This is a genomic window from Planktothricoides raciborskii GIHE-MW2, from assembly GCF_040564635.1.
GTDB lineage: Bacteria > Cyanobacteriota > Cyanobacteriia > Cyanobacteriales > Laspinemataceae > Planktothricoides > Planktothricoides raciborskii.
On the sequence record NZ_CP159837.1, the window covers coordinates 2,740,134 to 2,767,092 of the forward strand.

The 26,959-nt window shown below is 44.5% G+C and carries 19 protein-coding genes; 6 read left to right on the plus strand and 13 right to left on the minus strand.

Annotated elements, in window-relative coordinates; genetic code table 11:
- Together pheT and ABWT76_RS11615 are read left to right on the plus strand one after the other, a co-directional pair.
- Entirely contained in the window at positions 1-2,499 is a 2,499-nt protein-coding gene (gene pheT / locus ABWT76_RS11610) for a phenylalanine--tRNA ligase subunit beta (protein ID WP_354636137.1), read from the plus strand.
- 79 nt (positions 2,500-2,578) lie between these two features.
- Positions 2,579-2,797 (plus strand): hypothetical protein, encoded by a 219-nt coding sequence (locus ABWT76_RS11615; protein ID WP_354636138.1) that lies wholly within the window; start codon positions 2,579-2,581, stop codon positions 2,795-2,797.
- 137 nt (positions 2,798-2,934) lie between these two features.
- On the opposite strand, the gene ABWT76_RS11620 is transcribed toward ABWT76_RS11615, so the two are convergent.
- Both ABWT76_RS11620 and ABWT76_RS11625 read right to left on the minus strand, forming a co-directional pair.
- A complete protein-coding gene (locus tag ABWT76_RS11620) occupies positions 2,935-3,192 on the minus strand; it encodes a BrnA antitoxin family protein (protein WP_190880243.1) in 258 nt (85 codons plus the stop codon).
- Positions 3,193-3,257: 65 nt separating this feature from the next.
- A complete protein-coding gene (locus tag ABWT76_RS11625) occupies positions 3,258-3,446 on the minus strand; it encodes a BrnT family toxin (protein ID WP_242050070.1) in 189 nt (62 codons plus the stop codon).
- A 281-nt stretch (positions 3,447-3,727) separates the two neighbouring features.
- On the opposite strand from ABWT76_RS11625, the gene ABWT76_RS11630 reads away from it, so the two are divergent.
- Both ABWT76_RS11630 and ABWT76_RS11635 read left to right on the plus strand, forming a co-directional pair.
- Complete coding sequence (locus tag ABWT76_RS11630) at positions 3,728-4,141, plus strand: hypothetical protein (protein WP_354636139.1); 414 nt, start codon at positions 3,728-3,730, stop codon at positions 4,139-4,141.
- Positions 4,116-4,412, plus strand: a complete 297-nt coding sequence (locus ABWT76_RS11635) for a type II toxin-antitoxin system RelE/ParE family toxin (RefSeq protein WP_354636140.1) — start codon at positions 4,116-4,118, stop codon at positions 4,410-4,412. The genes ABWT76_RS11630 and ABWT76_RS11635 overlap by 26 nt, the downstream gene beginning before the upstream one ends.
- Before the next feature lie 152 nt (positions 4,413-4,564).
- On the opposite strand, the gene ABWT76_RS11640 is transcribed toward ABWT76_RS11635, so the two are convergent.
- Positions 4,565-4,966 carry a prepilin-type N-terminal cleavage/methylation domain-containing protein gene (locus ABWT76_RS11640; protein WP_190880239.1) on the minus strand — a complete coding sequence of 134 codons (402 nt, stop codon included), beginning with the start codon at positions 4,964-4,966 and terminating at the stop codon, positions 4,565-4,567.
- Positions 4,967-5,658: 692 nt separating this feature from the next.
- Between ABWT76_RS11640 and ABWT76_RS11645 the strand changes: the two genes are divergently transcribed.
- A complete protein-coding gene (locus ABWT76_RS11645; protein WP_354636141.1) occupies positions 5,659-7,104 on the plus strand; it encodes an NB-ARC domain-containing protein in 1,446 nt (481 codons plus the stop codon).
- Positions 7,105-7,144: 40 nt separating this feature from the next.
- Here ABWT76_RS11645 and gatB read toward each other — a convergent pair whose 3' ends face one another.
- The 9 genes from gatB to ABWT76_RS11690 all read right to left on the minus strand — a co-directional run bounded on the left by gatB (position 7,145) and on the right by ABWT76_RS11690 (position 19,279).
- On the minus strand, positions 7,145-8,629 hold the full coding sequence (gene gatB / locus ABWT76_RS11650; protein WP_054468605.1) for an Asp-tRNA(Asn)/Glu-tRNA(Gln) amidotransferase subunit GatB: 1,485 nt from the start codon (positions 8,627-8,629) through the stop codon (positions 7,145-7,147).
- Positions 8,630-9,049: 420 nt separating this feature from the next.
- The gene (locus ABWT76_RS11655) at positions 9,050-9,865 is read right to left on the minus strand and encodes a prepilin-type N-terminal cleavage/methylation domain-containing protein (RefSeq protein ID WP_054468603.1); all 816 of its coding nucleotides are present in this window, start codon (positions 9,863-9,865) and stop codon (positions 9,050-9,052) included.
- Positions 9,858-10,022, minus strand: coding sequence for a hypothetical protein (locus ABWT76_RS11660; protein WP_190883080.1), 165 nt, complete (start codon positions 10,020-10,022; stop codon positions 9,858-9,860). The genes ABWT76_RS11655 and ABWT76_RS11660 overlap by 8 nt, the downstream gene beginning before the upstream one ends.
- A 77-nt stretch (positions 10,023-10,099) precedes the next feature.
- A complete protein-coding gene (locus ABWT76_RS11665; protein WP_190880231.1) occupies positions 10,100-10,648 on the minus strand; it encodes a Tfp pilus assembly protein FimT/FimU in 549 nt (182 codons plus the stop codon).
- A 222-nt stretch (positions 10,649-10,870) separates the two neighbouring features.
- Entirely contained in the window at positions 10,871-11,938 is a 1,068-nt protein-coding gene (locus tag ABWT76_RS11670; protein ID WP_190880229.1) for a prepilin-type N-terminal cleavage/methylation domain-containing protein, read from the minus strand.
- Positions 11,939-12,050: 112 nt separating this feature from the next.
- On the minus strand, positions 12,051-12,785 hold the full coding sequence (locus ABWT76_RS11675) for a prepilin-type N-terminal cleavage/methylation domain-containing protein (protein WP_156331930.1): 735 nt from the start codon (positions 12,783-12,785) through the stop codon (positions 12,051-12,053).
- 12 nt (positions 12,786-12,797) lie between these two features.
- A complete protein-coding gene (gene hpsA, locus ABWT76_RS11680) occupies positions 12,798-17,657 on the minus strand; it encodes a hormogonium polysaccharide biosynthesis protein HpsA (protein ID WP_354636142.1) in 4,860 nt (1,619 codons plus the stop codon).
- A gap of 361 nt (positions 17,658-18,018) precedes the next feature.
- Positions 18,019-18,255 carry a 50S ribosomal protein L28 gene (gene rpmB / locus ABWT76_RS11685; RefSeq protein ID WP_054468591.1) on the minus strand — a complete coding sequence of 79 codons (237 nt, stop codon included), beginning with the start codon at positions 18,253-18,255 and terminating at the stop codon, positions 18,019-18,021.
- Between the two features lie 247 nt (positions 18,256-18,502).
- Positions 18,503-19,279: an HAD family hydrolase gene (locus ABWT76_RS11690; RefSeq protein ID WP_054468589.1), complete on the minus strand. Its 777-nt coding sequence runs from the start codon at positions 19,277-19,279 to the stop codon at positions 18,503-18,505.
- Positions 19,280-19,973: 694 nt separating this feature from the next.
- Here ABWT76_RS11690 and ltrA point away from each other — a divergent pair.
- A complete protein-coding gene (gene ltrA, locus ABWT76_RS11695) occupies positions 19,974-21,626 on the plus strand; it encodes a group II intron reverse transcriptase/maturase (protein WP_354635912.1) in 1,653 nt (550 codons plus the stop codon).
- Positions 21,627-21,735: 109 nt separating this feature from the next.
- Here the strand turns inward: ltrA and ABWT76_RS11700 are convergent, their stop codons facing one another.
- Positions 21,736-26,814, minus strand: a complete 5,079-nt coding sequence (locus ABWT76_RS11700) for a PAS domain S-box protein (protein WP_354636143.1) — start codon at positions 26,812-26,814, stop codon at positions 21,736-21,738.
- Between the last annotated feature and the right edge of the window lie 145 nt (positions 26,815-26,959).

Genomic DNA, 26,959 nt, shown 5'->3' on the forward strand with positions numbered 1-26,959 from the left:
ATGTGGATTTCTATCAAGTGGTTACGGGAACTGGTGGATATTAACCAATCCCCAGAAGAATTAGCGGAAACCCTGACAATGGCGGGGTTTGAGGTGGAAGAAATCGAAAATCGTGCATCCTGGGCTGATGGGGTAGTGGTGGGAAAGGTGCTGAAACGCGATCGCCACCCAGACGCCGATAAACTCAGTGTTTGCACCGTAGACGTTGGGGCAGAGGAACCGTTAAATATTGTCTGCGGAGCACAGAATGTCCGGGCAGATATTTATGTCCCGGTGGCAACAGTGGGCACCTATTTGCCGAAAGTGAATCTAACCATCAAACCAGCCAAACTCCGGGGTGTGCCTTCGTCCGGGATGATTTGTTCTTTGGCGGAATTGGGTTTAGCCAAAGAGTCGGAAGGGATTCATATTTTTTCTGGGGATAACCTGCAAGTAGGCAGTGACGCCCGTCCGTTGTTAGGACTCGATGATGTGCTGCTGGACTTGACCGCCACCGCAAACCGGGCGGATGCCTTGAGTATGGTTGGGGTAGCGCGGGAAGTGGCCGCCCTGACCGGGGCAACGGTGCGCTTGCCAAAAGCGAAAACCGTTTCAGTGGTGAAACCCGCAGGGCCAAGTCTGAAGCTGAATATCCAAGAATCTCAAGGCTGTCCCGCGTATATTGGCACTTTGATTTCTGGGGTAAAAATTGGCCCGTCTCCCGCTTGGTTGCAGCAACGGCTGGAAGGGTCGCGCATTCGCCCGATTAATAATGTGGTGGATGTGACTAATTATGTGTTGCTGGAATGGGGACAACCCCTTCATGCTTTTGATGCGGATAAGTTGAAAGCGGTGGCAGGAGGCGATCGCCTTACGGTGGGGGTGCGTTTTGCCCAACCAGGGGAAACTATGAAAACCTTGGATAGCCAAAATCGCCAACTCCAAGCAGAAACTTTATTAATTACCGCCAACGATCGCCCCGTAGCCCTCGGTGGGGTGATGGGGGGAGAGTCCACGGAAGTGGATGGGGAAACCCAGAATATTCTATTAGAAGCGGCGCTATTTGATTCGGCCACAATTCGCAGATCCGCGCGATCGCAGGGACTCCGCAGCGAATCTTCCAATCGCTATGAACGGGGAGTTAACCAAGCGGGTGTAGAGGAAGCTTGCCGACGCGCGATCGCCCTGATTCTGGAATTAGCTGGGGGCGAGGCAATGGGTCAGGAGATGGTGGATAAGCGAACGGGCTTAACCCCTCAACCCATTGATTTACGGCTTGACCGTGTGAATCAAGTATTAGGCCCAACCAAAGCAGAATTGAACGCATTAAAAGGCACCGGCAGCCTCCAACCGAATGACATTGAACGCATTCTCAACGCTTTGGGCTGTCAAATTTCTCCTACCAAGCAAAAGAATGTGTGGAGTGTCACCGTACCTCCCTATCGGGCAAAAGATTTAGAACGGGAAATTGACCTAATCGAGGAAATTGCCCGATTATACGGTTACGATAACTTCTGCGAAACTTTGCCCAGCAAAACCGCAGCCGGTGGTTTGTCCGTGGAACAGCAAACCCTGCGGAATTTACGGGCAGCTTTTCGCGGCGCCGGGTTAACAGAATTGATGCATTATTCTTTGGTGAAACCAGGGGAAACCAATCAAATAGAATTAGCTAATCCTTTGTTTGCCGAATATTCCGCCCTGCGGACGCAAATGTTGTCCGGTTTAATTGATGCTTTCCAACAAAATCAAGACCAAGGTAATGGGGCACTAAACGGTTTTGAAATTGGTCAGATTTTCTGGAAAGAAGGGGAAGCCCTGAAGGAAAAAGAGGCGATCGCGGGTATCATGGGCGGCGATCCAACAGTCAATCGTTGGGTACGCAGTGGCAAAGAACAACGGATCACCTGGTATGAAGCCAAAGGATTACTAGATAGTATCTTTGAACGAATGGGAATTGGGGTGGAATATCGCCCCTGGGGTAAAGAAATCGCCAAGGGTCAAAGTGATGGAGAAGCTACGGCATTATGCGCTGAATTTGCCAGTGCCACATTGCATCCCGGACGCACTGCTTCCTTATGGTTATGGGGCAAATGTTTGGGAGTTTTTGGTCAATTGCATCCCCAATTACGCCAACAACGGGAATTAATTGATGAGGTCTATATCTTCCAATTAGACTTAGGATTATTGGTGCAAGCAGCCAGCAAAAATACCATTCAAAAATTTGCTGCTTATTCCACTTTCCCCGCTTCTGACCGCGATTTAGCCTTCTTCTCTCCGGTGGATTTGTCCGTGGCAGACCTGCAAAAGGTGATGTTAAAAGCCGGGGGCAAATTGTTAGAATCGGTGCAATTATTTGATGAGTATCAAGGCAAAAATGTGCCGGAAGGACAGCGGAGTTTAGCATTTCGTTTAGTCTATCGGGTGGGCGATCGTACCCTCACCGACCAAGACATCGAACCTATTCATAATAAAGTCCGCGATGCTTTGGTGAAACAATTTAACTTAACCCTGAGAAGTTAGCATAAAAGAAACCCGTTTTCTTGAAGAAACCGGGTTTCTGGAACGTTCTGTAACAACATTTTTATTTTAGGCAGGTGAGATGATGACTCTTCAAGAAATTATTGATTCCCTGGACAGTTTATCTGTTGAAGAACAGGATTATTTAGTTGAGTTAATTCGGCAGCGACACGAACAAAAGCCTGGTGCGGATTTTTGGGAAGGTTTCCAAAAATTTAGAGCCACTATTGAAAAGGAAGGAATCATCTTTGATGATGAAGATTTTGCTAATTTGCGCGATCGCACAAAACTGATTCCTTAAGGCGATCGCATATAATCACCTTTTTAATATTTTCCCAGGTTTAGGACACAGAGGACACAGCATGGCTGTGTCCCTACGGGGGGTTTTTGGGGAATGCGATCGCGTTTTCGCCCTTGGGGGAAAACGCGATCGCCTATTTACTGACTACTTTTTATCTGATGTTCAACATAAGAACGCAGCACAGCATTCATCAGAGATTGATAACCTTTTCCTTGGCTTTTGAACCAATCCAATACATCGGGATCGACCCTTAAAGAAATCGCTTGTTTGGTCAGAGGCTTCACCAGTTTTGCGTTTGACCAAAAATTCGCATCTAATTCAGGAATATCAGATGTATCAATGGCAGATTCTGGAATATTTTCTAATTCTTTAAGTCGCTTGGGTGAGATAGTCATAGTAAGTATTTTTCTCCTGACGAGTGGCTTTTCTGGCAGAGATGATGCGGATAACTCTATTTCTTTCAGTATGCAGTGACGATAACGACACCTTGTATGGCACCAATACTGATTTCTCGAATTTCTCCGTAGTCGAAACGCTCATCAATGGCGGTAAAAACGATTCCGTCAAAGATTTCTTGAGCTTCCTCAAAGCTAATGCCATGTTTTTTGAGATTTTGGGCGTTTTTATTTTCATCCCATTCAAACTGCATGATTATGTATATACAAAATGTATTTTTTTATTATGATGTAGCATAAATAAAGGCGATCGAGGCAATGGGGCGATCGCATATCATCGCATTCTTAATATTTTCCCAGGTTTAGGACACAAAGGACACAGCAATGCGGTGTCCCTACGGGGGGTTTTTGGGGGGTTTTTGGGCAATGCGATATAACAGATGAGCGATCGCTCATCAATCCGCCAAGCTGATTGCCAAAATTTTTTTCTATCTTTATAATAGAGTCAACCACAAAAGAACTAAGCAGAGAGTCTATGCCTACATATAACGAGGTACTTACTCAAGTTGAAAATCTAACGAGAGTCGAGAAAATCCGCTTATTAAAAGACCTCAATAATCTCCTGAATTTTGGAGGCGAATTAGACGGGGATAATCAGATAATTCCGCCGGATGAAATCGCAGAAAAATCAGCAGCGTGGCCAGATGATTTAGGCGAACAATCTTCGGTAATCGCTTCTCAAGAACTTAAATCAAAAATAGATCGCTTATCTCCTGAACGGCTGCTGGTTGCGGCTGATTTCTTAGCTTATTTAGCAGAACGGGAAAGCAACGATGCTACAGAAGAATTATTGAAAATTCCTGGTTTTCTAGAAGTCTTTAATCAAGCTAAAAAAAATGTAGTAGCAGGGAAGGTGACAACCGTTGACAAACTCAAACGAAAATACTGATGCAAACCTTGATTTTTATTCAGTTTTGCTAAGTTTTGATGCTCGGGATTTTTTTGAAGAATCTGATGCGCCTTTGCAACGCAAGCTAGACCGATGTTTTGAGAGATTGAAAGTCGATCCTCGCAGTCATCCTAACATTAAATCACTCAAAGGAGACTTAGCCGGATACTATCGCTATCGCGTTGGAGATTATCGAGTTGTCTATTGCATTGACGAGGGGACAAAGCAGGTAATTGTTACTGCGATCGCTCATCGCAGTGAGGTATATTAAAGCGATCGCATTTTCCGTCTTGGGATTAGGAAAAAAGGGCGATTCCGCTTTGATCGGAGGGCGAAGCATTCGCGCCGATAATTTTTCGGTTAAAAGTGAAGATATATCCGCGAATGCTTCGCCCAAGGCCATCGTGTTTTACAACCAACTCTTTAATCACTAGATGATGTACACATAAATAGCATTTGGCCATCGCCTCCCTTCTCCGCAGCCATACAACAAACTAATGTTTCATTACCGTGTTCAGGCTCGGTAGGAGGAGATATCTCTACTTGGTAGATAAAATGCTGGCTTTCCGGTTGTAAACCCAATAATTCTAGAGCATTGGTAAACCGATGATTTTCCGTATAAAATACTAGCTGTTTTTTCTGGCAATCATTAATATTAAGAATTGCTTCTACTTGTTTTGCTTTTTTTATTGAATTAAACATTGTCACTATAGAAATAGTGGAGAGAATGCCGATAATAATTATCACAAACAACAGTTCTACCAGAGTAAAACCTGAGTTCGGCTTGCGATCGAGAAAGCCAAAATAACTAAAAATGGATTTCATGGATGTTTATAATAAAAATTGAAATCAACTATTCAATTTAATTAACAAGACTTCGTGATAGCCACCAACCTATGTTCGTAGCCATCACGAAGTGTGCCTGATTAATAGTGGTGTATATCTTGAATGACTACCCAGAATCAGAATTTTAGTCACCATAAGAGGGTAGTAAAAAAATTACTGCCAAAACCATCGCCAACGGTAACAATCTGTCTGCCATACACCTGGTCGCGACGAACTAACAGCCTTGCCCCATACATTGTTATTACCGTACTTCCATTGACAGAGCTTATTCCGATCGACAGGAGGTGTCCCAGATGGTATTCCTCCTTTCTGCTGCCAATAATTCATATTATCTGCTGTAGTTAGACGACCTAAGCGTTCGTCTCTTGTAAACCACCAAGCATCGGCTGGCTGGGCGTGAGAAAAAAGAACTACACCAGCAACTAAGGCCGCTATTGGTATTTTCCTAAATTGTGCTGATTTTACCATGACTTATTCTCTCCTATTTTAACGCTTAAATTTCTCTGAGGAGGATTTATATACAATTATCTTCTTAAGTTTCGATAAATGGAACTGACACCGTGTCAGAATATGTAATCAATTTAATGTCATTCAATGTCAGGTGTGATGACATAAGTCATCTCTTGTCAGATTATTTGTGATAAAATCATAAAAAAATACCAATCACAGCAATGGACATCGATGTATTAAAGTTTACAGATAGTTTATTTTTTTCCGAGACGGGTCAACATATAAATCGTCTCCAAAAGGTGATTTTGACAGGAACACTGCATGGTCATAAATATAGCGAAATAGCCAAAGCGGAAAACTGTACCGAAGGTCATGTGAGAAATGTTGCGTCACAATTATGGCAAGTTCTCTCCAATGCTTTAGAGCAAGAAGTGAATAAATCTAATTTGTCTGATATATTACATCGTTATAATTTTTCGATTATTATTTCATCAGAATTTGTGAATATTAATCAGATGACTTTGTGCAATAATATACAGAAATTAGAAGTCATCAATAATTGCTCGCCCGTTCCCCCTTCCCCTCCAGCCCCAGCAAATCCTCCTCCACTATATATAGACTTAGGTGACGCCCCAGAAATCTTCACCTTTTACGATTCGCCTAGGGGTGATTTCGGTTCACGCACCACCGAACTCGCCACCCTAGAACAATGGATCTCAAACGACGGGTTTAACAGGGGCGATATTCTTCCTTCCCGCACAAAAATCGCCGCAATTTTAGGCATGAGTGGCATTGGCAAAACTGCCTTGGCTATCCGCTTAATAGACAGAATCAAAACCCAATTTAATTACGTTATCTATCGGAGTCTCCGGTTTTCACCCCCCCTGGAAACCATGCTGACAAACCTGCTACAAATTTTCTCCGAATCAGCAGAAAATTCCCCGCCCGTTTGGGGCAAGCAGGGAATCGCTAATAGTCAAATTTTTAACTACTTACGGCAGCATCGTTGCTTAATCGTATTCGATGACTTAGAAGCACTTTTTAGTGACGGTAAGCTTGCCGGACAATATAAACCAGGTCATGAAGATTATCAGCGATCTTTACAACAAGTTACCGAAGTAAATCATCATAGTTGTTTCATTTTAATTAGTTCCGAACAACCTAGAGAAATTGCCGAATTAGAAAAATCAAACTATCCGATTCATTCCTTAGTTTTAGGCGGTATAGGCATCGCGGCGAAAGATATTTTAACCGGGCATCAGTTATCCGATGAATCAATGTGGGAAACCCTGATTAATCTGTATCAAGGCAATCCTCTCTGGTTAAATATAACGGCGACTCTAATTGCCGAATTATTTGGCGGCAGTGTAGCTGATTTTTTGCAATACGATATGCCCATGTTAGATGAATCATTACGCTGGCGATTAGAGCAACAATTTCAGCGATTAACCGAGCCCGAAATTGCGGTAATTACTCAGCTTGCCTACTCAACAGAAGCCGTGGCATTATCGCAACTGTTAAACGAATTAACATTATCTCCTACCGAGTTAATCAATGCTGTGCGATCGCTGGTGAGGCGATTTATTGTGGAAACAGAAGAACGGGGCAAAATAACTTGTTTTACGTTAAATCCGGTGGTAGCGCAATATGTGAAAACTAGGCAATAGAATAGAGAAACCCGGTTTCTTGAAGAAACCGGGTTTCTAACTAACCGTCTAACTGCTGGGAAAGCAACTGATTGGTTAACTTCGGATCGGCCCGTCCGCCACTTTTCTTGATCACTTGACCGACAAAAAAGCCTTTTAGTTGCTTCTTGCCGCCACGATATTTTGCCAACTCATCAGGATGGGCGGCCAAAACTTCAGCAATCATGACTTCTAAAGCCCCGGTATCAGAAATTTGGATTAATCCCTTACTTTCCACCAGGGCTTTCGGAGAACCGCCAGCGGTGAGTAATTCTGGCAGAATATCCTTGGCAATTTTGCCGCTAATCGTGCCTGCTTGAATTAAAGAAATCAGTTCGCTGAGTTCCGCAGGCTTTAGGGCAATTTGATCGATAGTCAGTTTCTCGTTTTTCAAATAGCCGGTGATATCGCCCATAATCCAGTTAGCGGCTAGTTTGGCATCGGCACCAGCTTGTAAAGTGGCTTCAAAATATTCGGCAACGCTGCGATCGTCCGTCAGCACGCGAGTATCGTAAGCAGAAAGGCCGATATTATTCTCATAACGATGCCGTTTGGCCGCAGGAAGTTCGGGTAGTTGGGACTTCCACTCTTCTAACTGGTATGCAGGTATCTCGATTGGGCCGAGATCCGGTTCGGGGAAATAACGATAGTCACTAGAACCCTCTTTGGAACGCATACTAATCGTGCGTTGACTGCCTTCTTCCCAGAGACGGGTTTCTTGGAAAATCTTTTCCCCGGATTCTAGGGCTTCAATTTGCCGCTCAATTTCATAGTCGATCGCCCGTTGAATAGCGCTAAAGGAGTTCATATTCTTGATTTCTACCTTAACGCCAAACTCTTTTTGTCCCACGGGACGAATGGAAATATTCACATCACAGCGTAAAGAACCTTCCTGCATATTGCCATCGCTGACCCCCAGGTAGCGGACAATGCGCTGGAGTTCTTGGCCATATTCCGCTGCTTCAGCCCCGGAACGGATATCTGGTTCCGAGACAATTTCCATCAACGGCACCCCAGTGCGGTTGAAGTCTACCAAGGAGTGAGTCGAACCCGCGAGGCGATCGCTCCCTCCATGCACTAACTTACCCGCATCCTCTTCCATGTGTAAGCGAGTAATGCCGATTTTCTTGCGGGCAGCATTGCCGTCATCATCAATTAATTCAATTTCCAGATAACCATGTTCCGCGATCGGCAAGTCATACTGAGAAATTTGATAATTTTTCGGCAAATCGGGATAAAAATACTGTTTTCGGTCAAATTTACTGTACTTGGCAATCTGGCAGTTAAGAGCTAATCCGGTTTTCACCGCATATTCCAGCACTCGCTCATTGAGTACGGGCAACACTCCGGGCATTCCCATACACACGGGACAAACATTCGTGTTGGGAGGAGTGCCAAATTCCGTAGAACAATGACAAAAAATCTTAGTGTCAGACTTTACCTGGCAGTGAGTTTCCAGACCAATAATGGCTTCGTACTTCGTTTTAACTGGTGTAGCTGTGGTCATGGGCCAACAATTTGCGACTAAGCGATAATTCGCTTCTATTTTAGCGGTCTATTGCCCCGAAGCGTTGCGTTAATCGTTGACCAGGGGTGTGGGGAGCGGAGGAGCAGGGGAGCGGAGGAGCAGGGGTGGAAACAGTCAACAGTCTGTAGGGGCGAATGGCCATTCGCCCCTACCAGTCAACCATTAACAAACAACAAACAACAAACAACAATTTCCTAAAACAACAAACAACCAAAGAATCCCTACCCAAAGAATCCCTACCCAAAGAATCCCTACCCAAAGAATCCCTACCCAAAGAATCCCTACCCAACAACTAACAACCAACAAAAGAATCCCTACCCAACAACAAAAGAATCCCTAACAACCAACAAAAGAATCCCTACCCACCAACAACCAACAACAGTTCCCCACCTATTAATCCTAATAACAATACCGGCCATTTTTGGGCTTAGAATTTTCCTGTCCTTGCCGCAAAGCCCCCAACAAAGTAGACACAAAAACGCACCGTTTTTTCTTGCCACTATCCCGCAGCGCCACCGTGACTCTGCCTAACTGACCATTGGCATGACCTTTATGATTAAACTGTACTCGCCAAACTCCTGTGGCAGGATGCTTATACAAAGTCGTCTCCGCTGCATCAATTTTTACTGAGGGATTTAAATCATGCCAACCCGCATCCAATGGGTTTATCGTCACTGGATGAACCGCCCATTGTGCAGTATTATTTTGCTCTCGAAAACTGACTTGATAAATCACTTTTTGTTCGGTGGCTTTGCTCTTGGCTTGGAGCATTGCTGAATATAAGGTACTCTGAGCATTATTCACTCGAGTAGTATTTAGCAATGATAGCCAACTAGGAATCGCGATCGCGCCTAAAAGACTGATAATAAAAACCACCAGCAAAAGCTCTAGAAGCGTAAAGCCACTGGACGGAAGAAAATTATTCGCTCCATTTCTAGCATTGCTCGCATTTCTCCAAGAAGAAACCGGGTTTCTGCTATGAATATCAGCAGTTAACTGTGGGATGCGAAGAAGAAACCCGGTTTCTGTGATTCGCGAATCACCCCTACATCGATCTGGGCGATCGGTAAATCCTGAATCAGAAATTTTTCCGGCTTTTCTTAACCGGAAAACTTTCCCTAATCTTTCCCCCCTTTCAAAGGGGAGCGAGGGGGGATAATCCGCTAAATGCCGCAGTAAATGCAACTTTTCTGATGGTTTAGTTAAATCAGACATAATTACTTGACTCTGGATCAATCAAGGGAAAATGAACTTCCCCGTATTTTACTTGGACTCGATAGCCCAGAACACTTGGCTGAACATCATTTCCATTGCCCTCTTTACCATTCCAAGCCACTGTATTCGTTCCCACTGTTGCAATACCAATAACCAAAGAATCCCTACCCAAAGAATCCCTACCCAAAGAATCCCTACCCAAAGAATCCCTACCCAACAACCAATAACTAATAGCTAATTGTTACACTTATCTCCCTCAGCGGTTTTCAGCGCGCCCAAAGTAGTCTTGACAAAAACACATTTTTTCCGCCCACCGCCATTGCCAATAACTACAGTAATTTTTTTACCTTGATCAGTAACCTTGACTTCACCTTTGTAGTCAAATTGGACTGACCATGACTCGCCAATTTTATTCATATCTGTCAGTGCTGTATCGACTTGAACTCCTGGACTACTAATAGTTCGCCATATTGGGCTACCACTGGCTGAGTTCACTGACCACTGGATCGCAGGGTTACCATTGGCATTTTGGCCATTTTTAAACCGCGCTTCCCAAGTAGTCTTTCTCACCTTGGCTTTGCTTTGGGCATCCCGCATGGCTTGGAATACTTCTGATTGAGCATTACTAATTTTGTTATTGTTGACTAGGGAGATCCAACTGGGAATTCCCAGGGCAGCCAGAATTCCGATCATGACTACGACCACTAATAACTCTAATAGGGTAAAGCCAGATGTATTAGAGTGGTGCTTCAGCCAATTTTTCCTAGTTGGTAGATTAATCATAGTATTGGGTAGGGATTCTTTTGTTATTGGGTAGGGATTCTTTTGTTATTGGGTAGGGATTCTTTGGTTGTTTGTTGTTGGGTAGGGATTATGCATGTTGTTGGTTGTTGCCCGCCCTTTGAGGGGGGGTTGGGGGGGTTGTTTGTTGGACAAATGACCAAGGACAAATGGCCAAGAACAAATGACCAAGGACAAATAACAAATAACCAATAACCATATTAATTATTCTGAAGGCTCTGGTGGTGTTCGGTTTAATAAAGTACCCGCTTTGACTCGTCTGCTGATGCTTGGTAAATAAGCAGGGTTTTGTGACTTGGGTTCTTCTCCAGCGCGGGCGGCGGCATTGCCCCGCATAAAGATTACGGCATCTTGATAACCACCGGAACCACCGGGACTGGAAACACAAGCGTAGAAACCATCAGGGGTATTTGCAGCCGGACTGAGGCTATATGTAGTGTTCACATATTTATTTTGATCACAAATGGCCTGAGTTCCTCCGGTACTTTGATTCTTATCGTCATCGATTAAGTCTACGAGTACATCATCGTTGTATTGAGTAATTTTTTTGGGGGAACAAGGTGAGTTAGTACAAGGCCATTTTTGAAATGTTGTAGTTTCCGGGTCTTGGTTATTGATGAGATATTCAGCGGTTTTGGTTAAATTTTTTAAATCATCGGTTTTATATTTCCGCATTTGATAGCGGGTGATTCTGGCTGGGCCATCCCAAGTATCATTAGTGTCAGTTCGGAGTCCATAGACGACCAAGGTGTAGCTACTTCGACTATTTTTTATGCCATAACATTCTTCTTGTAAATTAATAGGCGTAGTAGGCATATTTAAACATGATACAGGCAATGCTTCATTGCTGTTAGTGGCAGTATTATAAGGAACGGCTTCTAATTTCCAAAAAGCCAGGACAGGAGTCAACCCAGAGGGAAATGTAATAATATTGCTTAATCCTGGGCAATATTCATCTCCATTGACGGGATTTCCATCAGACTGTCTCCCACCGCCTAAGCATGAGCTTTCATAAATATAAGCGGCTTGTTCAATTTCTGAAGCAATGTAATCGATCGCTTGGCCGATTTCGATTTGAGTTTGGGTTTTGGCGGTTTCTCTTTTTTCTGTTTCCAATAAGCTGACCACTAAGGAAAGCATGGCATAGACAACGACACTAGAAACCGTGATCGCCATTAATACTTCGAGCAGGGTAAATCCGCTATCTTTGGTTTGACTTAGATAGGATCGACATCTTTTGTAAATAATTTGAATATGATTTAATTTACTCATAATTCTTATCTTTGTTATTTGTTGTTAGTTGTTGGTTATTTGTTGTTGGTTATTTGTTGTTTGTCTTGCTCAATTATGAATAACAAATAACCAATAACCAGCAACCAGTAACTTACTTTAAAAGCGCTTTGTAAACTTCGGCAGACTCATCCAAATCACTCCGAACTATTGGAGTGTAAATGGCCACCAGGGGGGCAGCGCTGGAGGTGGTGATGGCGGAAAATCCGAGAGACATGGGTTCTTTGCTTAGGGCTTGTTTGCTATTTATGGCGGCAATGGGGTAAACCCGGACCCCCATCATCAAGCCAATGGGGGTTTGGCTTTTGCTGTCTGGTGAAATGTCCTTTAATGCTGTAGTTTTGGTACGGAATGTCTGCACAGCAAACTCCTCATTTTTCAGGGTGACTCGGCACCATTGATTAGAGTTGCTGGCCGTTGGTTTGGGGGTGCTGGCGGTGGTTTTACAGGCTGTATCCTCGGCAGTCGGTGCCCCGAATGCTGCGGCTTCCCCACCCCCCGCATTCGGCGGCAGCAAGGGGGTTAGTTGGGCGAGAGATAAATCCCCCCGTTCGAGAATCAGTCGGACGCGATCGATTTCTCCTTGGGCAATTTGCATGGCCTGTTGTACTCGGTATGCCCGGACACGAGTGGCCATGGCCAACATGATGGGTGAAGTGATGGCGGTAATGGACAGACCAAAGATCACAATTGCCGCCAAGCATTCCACGAGGGTAAGTCCTTTTTCAGAAGAAGCCGGGTTTCTTTTTCGCGATAAACAGATAACTTTTGAAACAAACAGCAGAAACCCGGTTTTTTTGATGGTTAAGCGGTGCATCTGGAAGCACATTTGGCCCTCCTATTAATTACAAGCAAAACCAAGGGCGGTTCTGAGTAGGCAAATGTATGGGTCATCCCCTTTCGGTTCCCGGTAAAATTCACTGCGTTCATTACCGGGAACGAGGATCCGTCGAGCAACCGGACCGGCGGGAAGGTACTGCAAACCCACATCGTAACCCCAAACCCGGTTAGGTCGGAGGTAATAGAAAATGCGTTCGTTGCTATCCGAGGCGATTCCCGGTTCCCAGGCGTCTTGATCAAATGGCCCTGTGGCATATTGACTAAAGTTTAATTGCATGAATGACCCACGAATTGTCAGGGTTTTATCTTGACTTCCTCCATCTACACGCCAGTTTTCCAGCATTCGGGGAAAGTTAATTAAACCGCCATTTCCTTGGTTAGTTTGTGCCGGAACCACGCCATTAACCATGGTGAGATTTGCTTTCGTGTCGATCGCTCTGCCTATGTAGCTGCTGGATGCATTAAAGTCACGAGCGCTAAAGGCATTATATTGCTGGTCATATGCTTTCTGATTTTTGATATAGGGGCCGGTGGTGCTTGTCACCCTGTCAGTAATTAAAACTTCACCATTCCAGTTAATCACAATGGGAGATTTTGGAGAATTGCTGGTGGTTGGATGAGCTTCCCAGGGATTTGATAACACCCAAGATTGGGTACTAATGGAAGTTTGTGGGAATAATTGCACTGTTGGGCGATTTTGGTTGGAGTATGAAGTCCGTTGGGGTGTATTGTTTAGGCAACCATACTTCTTCTGAGTATTAGCATCGTCAATGACAGTGGTCATCGGGTCAGTGTTTAAATACCCTTCTTGAATGCTGCCATCACAGAAGTTATTAGAAATGACAGTAATCGCATCTCCAAGAACTTCTGTCGGTCGCCAATAGTCCACCTCTGGGTTGGCAAAGTTGGAGTCTACGACACGTTTTGTTGACAGACCCGTCAACTCTGTAAGGGTGTCACTGCCGTTGGAGGTATGCAGGTTAAAATCACCCTGGATGTACACTGGGTTGTCGGAGACTAGAGTTAAGCCTCGGAGAATTGACTTATTCAGCGATCCACCGGGTTTACGTCGGAGGTCTTGGCCATTTTTCAAGCGGAAGCCATAAGGACGGCGATCCGGATCGGCGTAGTAGTCGATCGCCTTGGTACTCATGCCATTGGCGTCTAATGTCGGGTCTGTGGGAGTAGAAGCATTCATTTGCGATCCTCCTGGACGGGCGATCGCATCTTCCCGGACGGCATCTTCCCGGAACACATACATAATCCCACTCTTGGGGAGCCAAGTTTCAGTGTTGTCGTTCGGGGGCGAAACAGACCGCAACATATCCACGTCCAGGTTGAGTACCCGCACATTCATTTCTTCCCGACCATTGAATAAGGCAGAATCTTTAATCGCTACCCGGCGGTTTGTAGAGTTTGTACCGTTAACAATTTGAATCACTTCTCTCTGACTATTGTTTGGTGCTGCCTGACTCTCCTCAATCTCCGTGAAAGTTATGGTACTCTGAGGCAGAACCCAATCGGTCAGATCCGCCTTTTTCGGGTTAATCTTAATGGTAGCGATATCGGCATTATCTAAGGCTTTGTATCGGTCACTTCCACTATTAATAGTGGTGATGTCAGCATCCCTAATATAAGGTTCGTCATTTGGTTGTGCATGGTCGCCTGTTCCCGCGTGACCGTGGTTCACTTTCGGGAAAATATAGTACAGGGATGGGAATTTAGGATATTTGGAGCAAAGGCGAGAGAGGCCGATAAATTGCTTTTCTGTATCAGCAGTAGGAGTACCCAAACCAAAATAATTGTTACCTGAAGTCGCGCTAATATCACAAGCACTATTGATTTGAACTGTACTGTTCACCCAAGTAGCAATACCATCAGTGGGATTATAGGTGCTGCTATTATTAGGATGATTATCTGCACTAACGTTAAAGCCATAGGTGCGATCGCGTTCTACTTGCTCCTTAGTCATCACCAACCGAGCAAGTTTAATCACATCATCGGTAATGTTTAGCTTAGTTGGATCTTTATCTCTTTCTAGCGCTGCGATATAGGCATCTGGTGGTAGATTATAATTGATTGCCGCTGGCGAGGGAATAGCAGCAAGATCGATCACCTCACCATTCGTAGAATCCTGATCTTGTAACTTCCAAAGAGCCTCACCTAGCTTTGCTATACCGCCACCTAAACCAGAGGTTTTACTATTTGCATAATTATAACTTTGCAAATAATCAATGTTATAAGCCAACATTCCTAAATTTGCGGATGCGGTTTGCAGGGTGGTTAAATCCGCAAGGCTAATATTACCAGGCGTTCCCGCTTTGGGCAAAGTAATACTGGTATTTTGATCAAAAATTCGCCGGAGATTGGAAAAATTCCCCCACATAGTTAGCTGGGGTAAGGGATGCACTTTACCCGCCTCTTGTTTGGGTGGAAATGCTCCATCTGGGTCGCCCGCAAAATAGGCCAAATTTCTTAATGCTTTGCCCAAAGGGGCGGTAGACGACAGACTGGTGCTGGTGACAGTTGGCGGTGCAAATTCCCAGCCATTCGTGCCATATCCATTAAAAAAGTCGATCGCAATGGGTTTTTGTTCTGTTCCAGTCTTGTCTTTAAAAGCAATGGTTTCAAACTTCGCGCTTTCTTTGAGTGTATTCTCTGTTCCGGGGTGAACCGTCGTCGCCACCGCCGCCACCGGGTCATAACCTTTGCTTGTATCGGTGTAGTGATAGACCAAAGTAGATTGGACGGCTGCCAAGTTGTCATACTGCGTCCGACGTTGGCGCAGTTCATGCCGCCGACTATTCATATTTGTGTTGGCGATCGGATTCCTGGGCGGATTCAGGGGATCATCCCCACGTTTTTTATCTTCAGTCTCGGTAATTATGTCGTTTGGGGGACTTGACAAATCTTGTACCCAACCAAAAGCATTCCCCAACTCCAGGCGCTGTCCCACAATAATTCGAGTGCCTTGACCTCTGGCGCGGCGTTCCCAGTAGCCATCCAAGCCATAATCATCCGGTTGCAGCACAGGATCCGGTGGTTCATTGCGAATCACCTGCTCGACACTGGGAGTAACAGTATTGCAGCCGCTGCCACCCACAGCCTTACCCAGGACACATTCTGGAGTTGTCACCTTGCTGCTGTAGCCCACTTTTGGCCCATAGCGGTTATCGGCGCGATAAGTATCATCAATATACGGAGGCGCTTGACCACTTTGTAAAATCGAAACTCGTTTAGTGGCTAAATCACTATTGACCCAACTCGAATTTACCTGGTTTTCCCAAAATCCTTCGCCCCCCCGCGCCACTGACTTGTTTTGCAACAGAACTGCTTGAGGATTAATAGAAAGATCGATGGGACTGCCCGTGTACTTCGATGAGTCAGTGGCATTAGTCACGGGAGAGGGACTTGCATCAGGATAGAGTTCAAACTTGACTGCTCCACTAGACGTTTGATTTCTGGTCATTTCAGAATTGACCAAATGGCCACCAATGGTAATGTCTGAATTTTGCTTGGGATTGAGGAAACAAGATTCCTTCTCGCTAATTAACTTCCCGTTAAAATCTTTCTGACCCATGATATACAAACTGCCTTCCGTATGAATTGCGCCATTCCAATCAAAATTAGCCGCAGGGTTGATTTCGATATCAGTCCGGAACCAAGCCCCCCACTTATTCCCACGGTCGGCACTGCGGTCTTGCTGGTATTGGGCTGTAGAGATTACTGGATTACTCAGGTTGCCTTTGTTGTCAATGGGCAAACTAACGGCATAAACTTGAATATTTTTTTTCAGTACGGCATCACCGCCCCCCATTTGGAACCATCCCTCCGCATCGGTCTTGCTGGCACCGGTTGTTTCAGACTGGTATTTGGGCTGGCAAGAGGTACTACCGGAACTGGTCGCAGCAATTGGACCATTGCTGACCACAAATAATTTACTTCTGTCATTATCAGGATCATTATCAGGAATTACTTCATGAGTTGCGGGATTACTTTCTGCCAAGCGGTGATCTATTGTTTTGGTTTTATTGCCAACTTTCCGGGCGCTTCTGACCAAGATGGCATAAGCGGTTATGGTATCGTTGGTGCCATCCCCGTCACTGTCTGACTGAAATTTCCAAGCCGCAATCTTACCCCCATCCGGAGTTACGGTGATACCCAGGTTAGCCGGTGTTAGTCTGGTTTCTCCTGTCCAGGTGTAAGCAGCATCCCCTGCCAGCAATTCCTCCATTTCCGATTCTGAGGGAATACCTGATTTCTGACTATAGTACGCTCCTTCGGTTTCTGCTTCAGGAGCCAACAGCAGTTGGATCTTGGCTTTGGCTCGTTCGATCGCCGGGGTGGAGGTATTCTTGACTTGTTGCAACTGGTAATCCCCAATCACTTGCTCAGAGCGTTGAAATGCTCTAAACATCAAAGATGTCACCACCAACAACATCACCACAACCATCAGCATGGTGACGGGGAGGACAAAACCCGCTTGGGTGCGTTGACGATAAGCGACAAAAAAGTTGCGCCACAGACGATAAAAAGCTGGAACGCTCAAATAGCGCCCCAATTGACCAATGGTTTGCAGCAAATTAATAAAACTTTTGCCCAACTTATGCTGCATCAATCGGCGCCACCGTCGTGAAGAGTTTTGACGGTTTTGCCTTTCGGCTGAGGGCAGCAAAGATTGGTAGAAATTGCGGAAATTCTTTAAGTATTTGGTCAAATACCTAGTCAAATCATTTTCACCATCGCTTTTCTGACGGTGAACATATCCTTCAGATGTTGGCGGATTAATTTGGGATTTGCGACGATTAGAAAAATTAGTCAGGAGACCTGCGATTGTGGTTAGGAATTTGTTTCTCGCCATTGGTGCTGCTCCTCATGGTAGATGCAGACGGGGGTGCTTATTTTGGTTATAACGTTTAAGTGGAGTAAAACGCATCAGTAAATCTGCTGATTCTGGGCATTTTATGTGATTTTTGCGTGATTTTTGCCGATCGTCTTCAGCAGAAATATGGTTATTAGGGTGGGCAATGCCCACCCTACATCGGCATATTGATGCGAGTTTTAGCCTATATATTTTATATTTTAGCCTATATATTTTAGCCTATATTATTTTAGCCTATATATTTTGAGCTTACCCAGATTTTCATCAAAAGCGATCTGTTGTAAAAAAAATCTCCCAGGGTGACTGGGAGGGGAAGGGGAGAGGTCAAGAGAAGGGGACTTTACAGCTTGTTTAAGTCAATGCCTGCTTCTTTGGCAAAGGCTTGTAATCCTTTGCGGTCTAGGGTTTTGATGGCTGTGGTGGATAAGCGGAGTTTGATCCAACGGTTGCCTTGTGGCCACCAAATGCGCTTTTCTTGAAGGTTGACTTCTTGGCGCCGGTGGGTGCGTCGGTGTGAGTGGGATACCGACATGGCGTTGTTGGCTTTTTTGCCGGTTAGTTGGCATTTGCGTGACATGGCAATTCTCCGTGATGAGGTTAGACACAATCGACGATTATAACTTACTTTTTCGGAAAAATAATAATTTGTTTGTTATTTGTTATTAGTTGGTGGTTGGTGGTTGGTGGTTGGTGGTTGGTGGTTGATGGTTGGTGGTTGGTAAGGGCGAAGCATTCGCGCAGAGATATTGTCGTTTAAACCGGAATATTTCGGCGCGAATGCTTTGCCCCTACAGTCTGTTTAATTAACAATCAACAATCAACAATCAACAATCAACAATTGTTAAATTTTGGGCTAGGGCTAGGTTGAAATAGGTGGCGTTGTGGGTGTGACCCGCGATCGCGCTAAAGGGTTGGTTGGGTTCACCGAGATGATTGAGGATTAGGGTGGCGCCGGTAAAATCATCGTGTTGAGTGTAGTCGTTGACGGTGATTACGGTTTTTAGTCCAGAGGCGATCGCGGCTGCGAGACCTTGGGGAGAGTCTTCGATCGCCAGACAATCTTTTGGGGATAGATCCATTTGGTTTAAGACATATTGATAGATATCTGGGGCGGGTTTTTTGGCGGCAACAATATCTCCAGCAGCAATGATTTCAAACCAAGCCAGACTGTCTTTTCCCAAGTTGCTAACCAGCAGGGCTGCGGCGTTTTCCGGGGCTGAGGTGGTGGCGATCGCTAATCTAACCCCCGCGTCTCTGGCTTCAGTTAACAAACGGCGGACTCCGGGACGTAAAGAAATGCTGCCAGCGGCTAACAATTCCCCATAATATTGAGTTTTTCGGGCGTGGAGTTGGGCAATAAATCCGGGTAGGTCATCAGGGGGGGCAAAATCTGGGAGATATTCATCGATAAAATAGCGGATGCGTTCTTTGCCACCGGCAACCCTGAGTAATTTTCCATATAAATTAATCGACCATTCCCAATTTAAGCCCGCGTCAGCAAAGGCGCGATTAAATGCGACCCGATGACCATCTCGTTCGGTTTCGGCTAAGGTGCCATCGACATCAAAGATTAAAGCGAGTATTGGGGCTGGTGGTTGCATAATCTAGAATTGGTGATGATTGGTTGAATGGGATTAATGTGGCATAAAAGTGCTACTGGGAGCAATCGTCCTAGGGCTAGGATTCATCGGGTGCGACCTGAAAGGTCAATTGGTAAGTAGAGCCGACTCTACCAGGGGAGTCACACCCCCTGCCCTCGCGGAAAGTACCAAAAAAGGTATGGTCACGTCCTAGTAGGTAACGAAACAGACGGAGTGCAGACCCCGAACGTAACCGAAACTGGCAGCCTAAGCCGGTAAGGAGCAAGAGGGATTCTCTCAATGGTGAATGAAAATGAACTGCCATTTAAACTGCGTGATTCCTAAACGAGCCAAATAAGGCTGACAGGCTCGAACCAAAAGGTAAGTGAGCAGCCTCGATGATCCTATGTCATCAAGGCGTGTGACTAAAACTCTCACCGCAGGAAAGACAGCGCCTAACGAGAGAACGGACAACCAAAGGATACAACAGGGTAAGCCCTACAGAGTCTATGGGAAGGTCGAATCCCATAGTAAGCAGACCGCAAGGAAAGCAGAACTCTCTGGAGGGTAGAGGATGAGGCAAAAAGCGAAAGCATCCCTGTAATGGGGAGATAGGGGTTCAAAATTTGCCCCTGACCGAAAGGAACAGCAGACTTGCCTTGGGTCGTATGAGAAAGAGACCAGACAGTAAAAACCGTATCTGAGGACAAGTTAGATGTCGCAACCAAATGCAACAAACGGACTAAAGAAACCACTGGAAGACTGGAGCCAAATTAATTGGCAAAAAGCCAACAAGCTGGTTAGGAACTTACGTCAAAGAATCTTTCTCGCGAGAAAACTTGGTAACTTTCGTAAGTTGAGAAACCTACAAAAGTTGATGTTAAAAAGCCACGCAAACTTACTATTGTCAGTGCGAAAAATCACCCAAACCAATAAAGGAAAAGCAACGGCAGGAATTGACAAGAAAATAATCAATACCCCAGAGCAAAGGGTGAAACTGGTAAACAACTGGAAGGGCGGAACTCAAAGCCCAACTAAACGGGTAATGATACCAAAGTCAAACGGAAAGTTGCGACCGCTAGGAATCCCAACAATGCGTGACAGAATCGAACAGGCAATAGTAATGAACGCACTAGAACCCGAATGGGAACCCGTGTTTGAGCCAAACTCCTACGGATTCAGACCCGGAAGAAGCTGTCAAGATGCCATCGAACAAAGTTTTATTAGACTCTGTAAAGGCAGAGACACTTGGGTTTTTGAAGCTGACATCAAAGGATTCTTCGATAATATTGCCCATGAATCCATCTTGAAACAATTAGGAAACTTCCCTAAAAGGGATTTAATCCAAAGATGGTTAAAAGCTGGCTATGTTCTCAAAGGGGAATTCAACCCCACAAAGACGGGAACACCGCAAGGCGGGGTAATCTCACCCCTACTAGCCAACATTGGACTGCATGGTTTGGAACAACTCGTTAAAACCACCAATTCAAAATTAGGCATCGTGCGGTATGCAGACGACTTTATAGTTACTGCTAGAGACAAGGAAAGTCTTGAAAAAGCCCAGACCAGAATCCAGCAATGGTTATCAGAAATAGGACTTGAATTAAGCACGGAGAAAACGGTTATTACATCAATAGAAGACGGCTTTGACTTTCTCGGTTTCAACCATCGCCACTATAACGGCAAACTGCTTATCAAGCCATCCAAAAAGAAGGTTTTAGCCTTCTGTAAAAGGATAGGCAAGGAAATAAAGGCAATGAATGGTTGTGAACAAGAAGTAGTCATTAAAAAGCTAAATCCGATTCTCCGAGGTTTTGCTAACTACTACAAGGGGGTAGTGAGCAAAGTAACCTTCAGCTACATCTCATCAAGAGTGTGGTACTACCTTTGGAGTTGGGCGAAGCGTCGGCATCCCAACAAAAACACAAAATGGATTCGGAAACGTTACTTTAAGACCATAAAAGGCAATAAGTGGACGTTCGCCTGTACAAGTACAGACAAACGGCGAGGGAAAGAGGTTGAAACAATTCTCTACCCAATAGCTTACACTCCAATCGAGCGCCATGTAAAGGTCAAAGGGGAAGCGTCACCGGACGATCCGAGCCTCAAGGAATACTGGGAAAAACGTCACCATAAATATGGTAAGAGCTACTGGGAGAAAAACTCCCGGAATTATAACATCGCTCAAAACCAAAACTGGAAATGCCCTATCTGTGGCGAACCTTTATTCAACGGTGAGGAAATTGAAACCCATCATATAGTACCTGTTGCAGAAGGCGGACAAAACGACATTGAAAACCTTGTGCATTTACACCAAGCGTGTCATAAGCAGGTACACAGCAAATCCAAGTCCAATCGCTTGAAATAAGGCTTGAGCCGGATGATGCGAAAGTGTCAAGTCCGGTTCTTAGGGGAGGGGAGGGGAGTAATCCCTGAACCTTACCCGACTGGAGATTTGGTTAAGTTATTTGATTACGTTATTTGATGAAATTATTGAGAAAAAAATCGTTAATGTATGATAAACGATTTTCTAGCTCATCCATGAGGGACATCAGGACAGAGGCAGATTCCTTTTGAACAGATTTTTGCTCCAAGGTACTGGCGATTTCTTCCACGAATAAGCAGCCAATATTGCTACTCGCTCCTTTGATTGTATGAGCATGAGAGCGAATGGCGGTAAAATCCTGAGAGGCGATCGCGGAGTGGAGTTTTTCTTGCAATATTTCCATATCTTCTAGATAAGCTTGCAAAAGTTCTTCTTGAAATTGCCAATCCCCAGCGGAAATTTCCTCTAATCGGGCTAAGTTAATTAAATCTTTTATATCCCTGGTATTATTTAGCTTACTTTCAGTTTGGACGATCTTCTGCTTTTGGTTCTTTGAATTAGTGGCTAAAAATTCCGACCATCGCTTCAACATTGCGGCGAATTTAGCCAAATCTATAGGTTTGGCTAAATAGTCATCCATCCCTGCCGCCAAACATTTTTCGCGATCGCCTTTCATCGCATGGGCTGTCATCGCAATAATCACGGTATGCTCACCGTTGGCTTCTTTTTGCCGAATCAACTCTGTGGCTCGATATCCATCCAAAACAGGCATCTGACAATCCATTAGTACCAAATCATAACTCACGGTTTCTAATAAATCCAGTGCTTCTTGACCATTGGCAGCGATCGTTATATTGGTGTACCCCAAGCGTTTTAATTGATTTTGCAGGACTTTTTGATTAATGGCATTATCTTCAACCATTAATATTGTGGGAGAAAATTTTTCAGCAAATTGAGTTGAATTTTCGTTAAATTCTTCAGAAATGCCGGTAATATCTTCTCTAAGGATATCGCCTACTATATCTCCTACTAAATTAGCCCCTAAATCAGAGGATTGCGGGGTTGAAGATAGCGGAGATAAACCCAAGTCATATCGGCTATTTTTTTCTTCTATCTTTTCGAGATATTCTTCTCTATTACCTATTTGATCAGCGCTTTTATTTTCTAAGCTTTTATTTTCTAAGCTTTTATTTTCTAAGCTTTTATTTTCTAAGCTTTTATTTTCTAAGCTTTTATTCTCTAATAGTTTATTCTCTAAGTTTCTGGTAATTTCTGCCCCGGTTGTCTTTCCTGGAAATAGCTCATTTAAACACTCGCGTAGCCGAGATTCTTTTACGGGTTTGACTAAATATTTAGAAAATACAGATGCCTCAAGTCGCTCTTTAGCATTGGGCAAATTAACCGAAGTCATCATAATTAACTTAATCGGCGCAAAATCGGGATTGGCATGAATTAGACGCCCCAGGGTTTCTCCATCCATTGTGGGCATATGCATATCTAAAATTGCCACATCATAAAGCTGCTGTTTTTCTACAGAGAGTTCCAAAAGTTTCATCGCTTCCAATCCACTGTTGACTTCATCTACCTGCATACCCCACTCTTGGGCTTGACAGCGCAATATTTTGCGATTTGTATCATTATCATCTACCACCAATATTCTCAAACCATTTAAATTATTTTCTGGATAAATTGACGTTAAATTTTCTGCGGGATTAGATATTTTTTGTAGCCGGGCTGTAAACCAAAATGTTGAGCCATTTTCGGAACAAAATTTAGGAACAGTCACCATGTTTTCTGCACAGGATTTTTCCCAACAATGATGGAATTCAATCTGCTGCAAAATTTTCGGCGGTTCTGGGTAAAAATTGCCTAAACTGAATACGCCAATTGCCCCATCCATTAGCTTGACAAGTTGCTGACAAATTGCCAAACCTAAGCCGGTTCCTCCATATTCACGAGTGATGGAAGCATCTAGTTGAGAAAAGGACTGAAACAATTTTTTCTGCTTTTCTGGAGTAATGCCAATGCCTGTATCTTTGACACAGAACATCACCATTATATCCGTTTCGGTTTCTGCTTCTAAAAACGCTTGAACTATCACTTCACCGGATTGGGTAAATTTGACTGCATTACCGACTAAGTTCAGCAATATTTGCCGTAAGCGACCGGCATCGCCTCGCAGTTTTTTGGGGATTTTTCGACTGATCCAGCTTACAAGTTCTAATTGTTTTTTATAAGCAGAACCGGCGATTAGATCCGTAACTTCTTCTATGCATTGTTGGAGATTAAATTCAATAAATTCTATAGGCATTTGCCCAGCTTCTAGCTTGGAAAAGTCTAGAATGTCATTGATGATATTGAGTAAGTTTTCTGCACTAATAATAATGGTTTGAACAAAGTCTTGTTGCTCTGGATTTAGTTGACTTTGTTCTAATAAACCAGCCATGCCCAAAACTCCGTTCATTGGGGTGCGAATTTCATGGCTCATGTTGGCTAAAAATTCTGATTTCATTCGGGCATTATCTAAGGCAATTTCTCTGGCTTGCACTAATTCGTCAATTCGATTAGTGGCGATGACAATCCCACCGATTTCTCCTTCTGGATTGTACCAAGGATTGACGGCCAAGCGTAGATACATTTTTAGATAATTTTGCTGGTGAACGACTTCTTCAGGACTATTAATGATTTCTCCTTGTAATGCTCGCTGCTGAATTTGTTGCCAATGGACGGGCATATCTGGCAAGATTTGTTCTAGGGTCTGGCCAATGATTGATTGTCCGTGGAGATGATAATCGGCGAGCCATTGATTGCTATGGGCAATGACTTTTAATTCCCGATCGCACATCACCATTGCGACTGGGGCATTGGTAATAATTTGTTGGAGTTGTTGGTGTTCTTTTTCTAGGCGGGCAGCGGATTGTTTGCGATCGCTAATATCCTCAATAATTGCTAGATAATAGACCGGTGTTTCTTCTTCGTCCCGAATCACACAAGCGGTGAGATTAATCCAGACAATTTCCTGGTTTTTCTTTAGATAGCGCTTTTCTAAAGTGTAATAAGGAAGTTCTCCCCGGAACAATCGTTGGGCTAATTGAATATCGAGTTCCAGATCGTCTGGGTAGGTAATATCTGCAAATGTCAAGCGGATCAGTTCATCTTGGGGATAGCCCACCATGTCACATAAGCGTTCATTCACCTGAATAAATTGATCATCCAAGCCGATCAAAGCCATTCCTAGGGGGCCTTCCCGAAAAATTTTCCGGAATCGTTCATCGCTTTCTTGCAAAGTCTCTTCCATAAGTTTTCGGTTAGTAATATCTGTGGCGATGCCATCAATGCGAATAGCTTTGCCCTCATCGTTGTAAAAGATGCGAGCGCGATCGCGCAGCCAACGCACCTCCCCATTAGGCAGTAAAATCCGATATTCGACATCTTTACTGCCGGTTTTGAGTAACTCTTCCGATCCCTTGACGACTTCTGCTTGGTCTTTGGGGTGAATCAACTCTAACCATAACTGAGGGTTTTGCCAAAAGTCCGATGCGGGACGCCCATAAATCCCTTCCAGCGCCGGACTGAGATAGAGATATTCAAAGGTTTCCGTGGAAACAGACCAAACCACATCATCGAGAGAGGCCAAAATACCATCAAGTCGCGCTTGACTATCTCGAAGGGCTACGGTTGCTTTTGCCAGTTCAGTGGTGCGCTGTTCTACCCGTTGTTCCAGTTCTTGTCGAGATTTCTGTAGCTGTTGTTCGATGCGATGGAGATCGCTGATATCCGTAATGCTACCCAGATAACCCAATAATTCCCCGGATGGATTGCGTTGCGCCCCAATCCACCCTAAAACCCAGGTTTCTGTCCCATCTTCGTGCAAAAAGCGATATTCGGATCTAAAGACTTGATTGGTTTGGGCGGCGCGATCCCACTCCGCAAAAACCGCCTCGCGATCTTCTGGATGAATCGCATTAATCCATCCATCCCCCAATGCTTCCTGGCTGGTAATCCGGGCAATTTCGCACCAGCGATCGTTCACGGATAAGCATTGACCCTTGGCATTGGTGTGAAAAATTCCCACAGGTGCTACCTGGGCTAAGGTTTGATAATGCTGTTGAGTTTGCTGCAACGTCGCTTCCATCTTTTGACGTTGAGCAATTTCTACTTCTAAACTCAGTTTGGCGGCAGCCAGTTCGGCAGTTTGTGCAGCGATTCGGCTTTCTAACTGTACACTTTTAGTCAGTAGGTGTGATGAGCGATCGCTGCCCGGTAAGGGTTCTGATTCCCCTGTTTTCTCTATTCTCTCCCCTATAGCCTCTATTCTCTCCCCTATAGCCTCTATTCTCTCCCCTCTATCCTCTATTCTCTCCCCTCTATCCTCTTTTCTTTCCTCTCTATCCTCTATTCTTTCCTCTCTATCCTCTATTCTCTCCCCTCTATCCTCTTTTCTTTCCCCTCTATCCTCTTTTCTTTCCTCATCTTGCCCAGATTTGATGGGGTTACCCTTGACTGTTGCCAGCATCAAAGAAACGATGATTACCGTAGCAACCGCGATCGCCTCTATGACCAAAGGTTGGGAAATCACCCAGGATCCTTTAAGGGTGAAGGTAAAAAATACCTGATGATCCAATGCTGGATTGGGCAAAACTGGATTGGGCAATATTTGAATTGCCGCGTTCGTGAGGGTTTGTTCCCCTAGAATTGCCGCAGTCAGCAACCCAGCCCTTGTCCAAGGTATTTTTTCATCTCCAAGGGATAAACTTAAGGCGGATAGTCCGGTGGTTAAACCCAGACCCAAAAGTAAAAGCCAAAGATTACATTGATAAATAATGTTTGAATCAGCTAATGTCGCCGATAACCCCAAAATTAAATAGTGGGGAATGGCGATCGCACCGGTCCAAAAAATTCCCTGGTGGAATAACCGGATCGGTGATGATTCTATGGATGGATCCGCCAATGGAGATAAAGCCAGACCAGAAGCGGCGATCGCTACCCCCAGGGATAAAATAATCAGCCATAAATACTCCGATTCTCTCGGTGCTTGAATTCCCAATAACCCGGTCAAGGCGATCGCCCAAATGCCCAGCCCCATCGCCAAGCTAGGCAACCATCGCCCTGGAAGGAGTTTTCTCTGGCCTTGCAACGCTGTATAAGATGCCTGGGCGCCAATCAGAATTGACAGAATTATCAGAATCGACTGATCTCCTAATAATGTGTGGTGCCACCAATCATTCATAAGTATTATCTTTGAGGTTATCTTTGAGTGCTACAGATTAGTTTTTAAAATAAACTCTCAAATAAACTAACATAAATCTTCCCCGGACTAAACTCTGGACGAAGCAATCTTAATTTTTTCCTTAAGTTTTTGCTAATTTTTTGCA

Coding starts and splice junctions, on each gene's coding strand:
- ABWT76_RS11670 (WP_190880229.1), bottom strand. CDS start 11,938: ATGAGTAAATTAAATCATATTCAAATTATTTACAAAAGATGTCGATCC.
- ABWT76_RS11700 (WP_354636143.1), bottom strand. CDS start 26,814: ATGAATGATTGGTGGCACCACACATTATTAGGAGATCAGTCGATTCTG.
- ABWT76_RS11615 (WP_354636138.1), top strand. CDS start 2,579: ATGATGACTCTTCAAGAAATTATTGATTCCCTGGACAGTTTATCTGTT.
- ABWT76_RS11625 (WP_242050070.1), bottom strand. CDS start 3,446: ATGCAGTTTGAATGGGATGAAAATAAAAACGCCCAAAATCTCAAAAAA.
- ABWT76_RS11665 (WP_190880231.1), bottom strand. CDS start 10,648: ATGATTAATCTACCAACTAGGAAAAATTGGCTGAAGCACCACTCTAAT.
- gatB (WP_054468605.1), bottom strand. CDS start 8,629: ATGACCACAGCTACACCAGTTAAAACGAAGTACGAAGCCATTATTGGT.
- ABWT76_RS11690 (WP_054468589.1), bottom strand. CDS start 19,279: ATGCAACCACCAGCCCCAATACTCGCTTTAATCTTTGATGTCGATGGC.
- ABWT76_RS11640 (WP_190880239.1), bottom strand. CDS start 4,966: ATGAAATCCATTTTTAGTTATTTTGGCTTTCTCGATCGCAAGCCGAAC.
- ABWT76_RS11655 (WP_054468603.1), bottom strand. CDS start 9,865: ATGTCTGATTTAACTAAACCATCAGAAAAGTTGCATTTACTGCGGCAT.
- ABWT76_RS11645 (WP_354636141.1), top strand. CDS start 5,659: ATGGACATCGATGTATTAAAGTTTACAGATAGTTTATTTTTTTCCGAG.
- ltrA (WP_354635912.1), top strand. CDS start 19,974: ATGTCGCAACCAAATGCAACAAACGGACTAAAGAAACCACTGGAAGAC.
- ABWT76_RS11630 (WP_354636139.1), top strand. CDS start 3,728: ATGCCTACATATAACGAGGTACTTACTCAAGTTGAAAATCTAACGAGA.
- rpmB (WP_054468591.1), bottom strand. CDS start 18,255: ATGTCACGCAAATGCCAACTAACCGGCAAAAAAGCCAACAACGCCATG.
- pheT (WP_354636137.1), top strand. CDS start 1: ATGTGGATTTCTATCAAGTGGTTACGGGAACTGGTGGATATTAACCAA.
- hpsA (WP_354636142.1), bottom strand. CDS start 17,657: ATGGCGAGAAACAAATTCCTAACCACAATCGCAGGTCTCCTGACTAAT.
- ABWT76_RS11675 (WP_156331930.1), bottom strand. CDS start 12,785: ATGTGCTTCCAGATGCACCGCTTAACCATCAAAAAAACCGGGTTTCTG.
- ABWT76_RS11620 (WP_190880243.1), bottom strand. CDS start 3,192: ATGACTATCTCACCCAAGCGACTTAAAGAATTAGAAAATATTCCAGAA.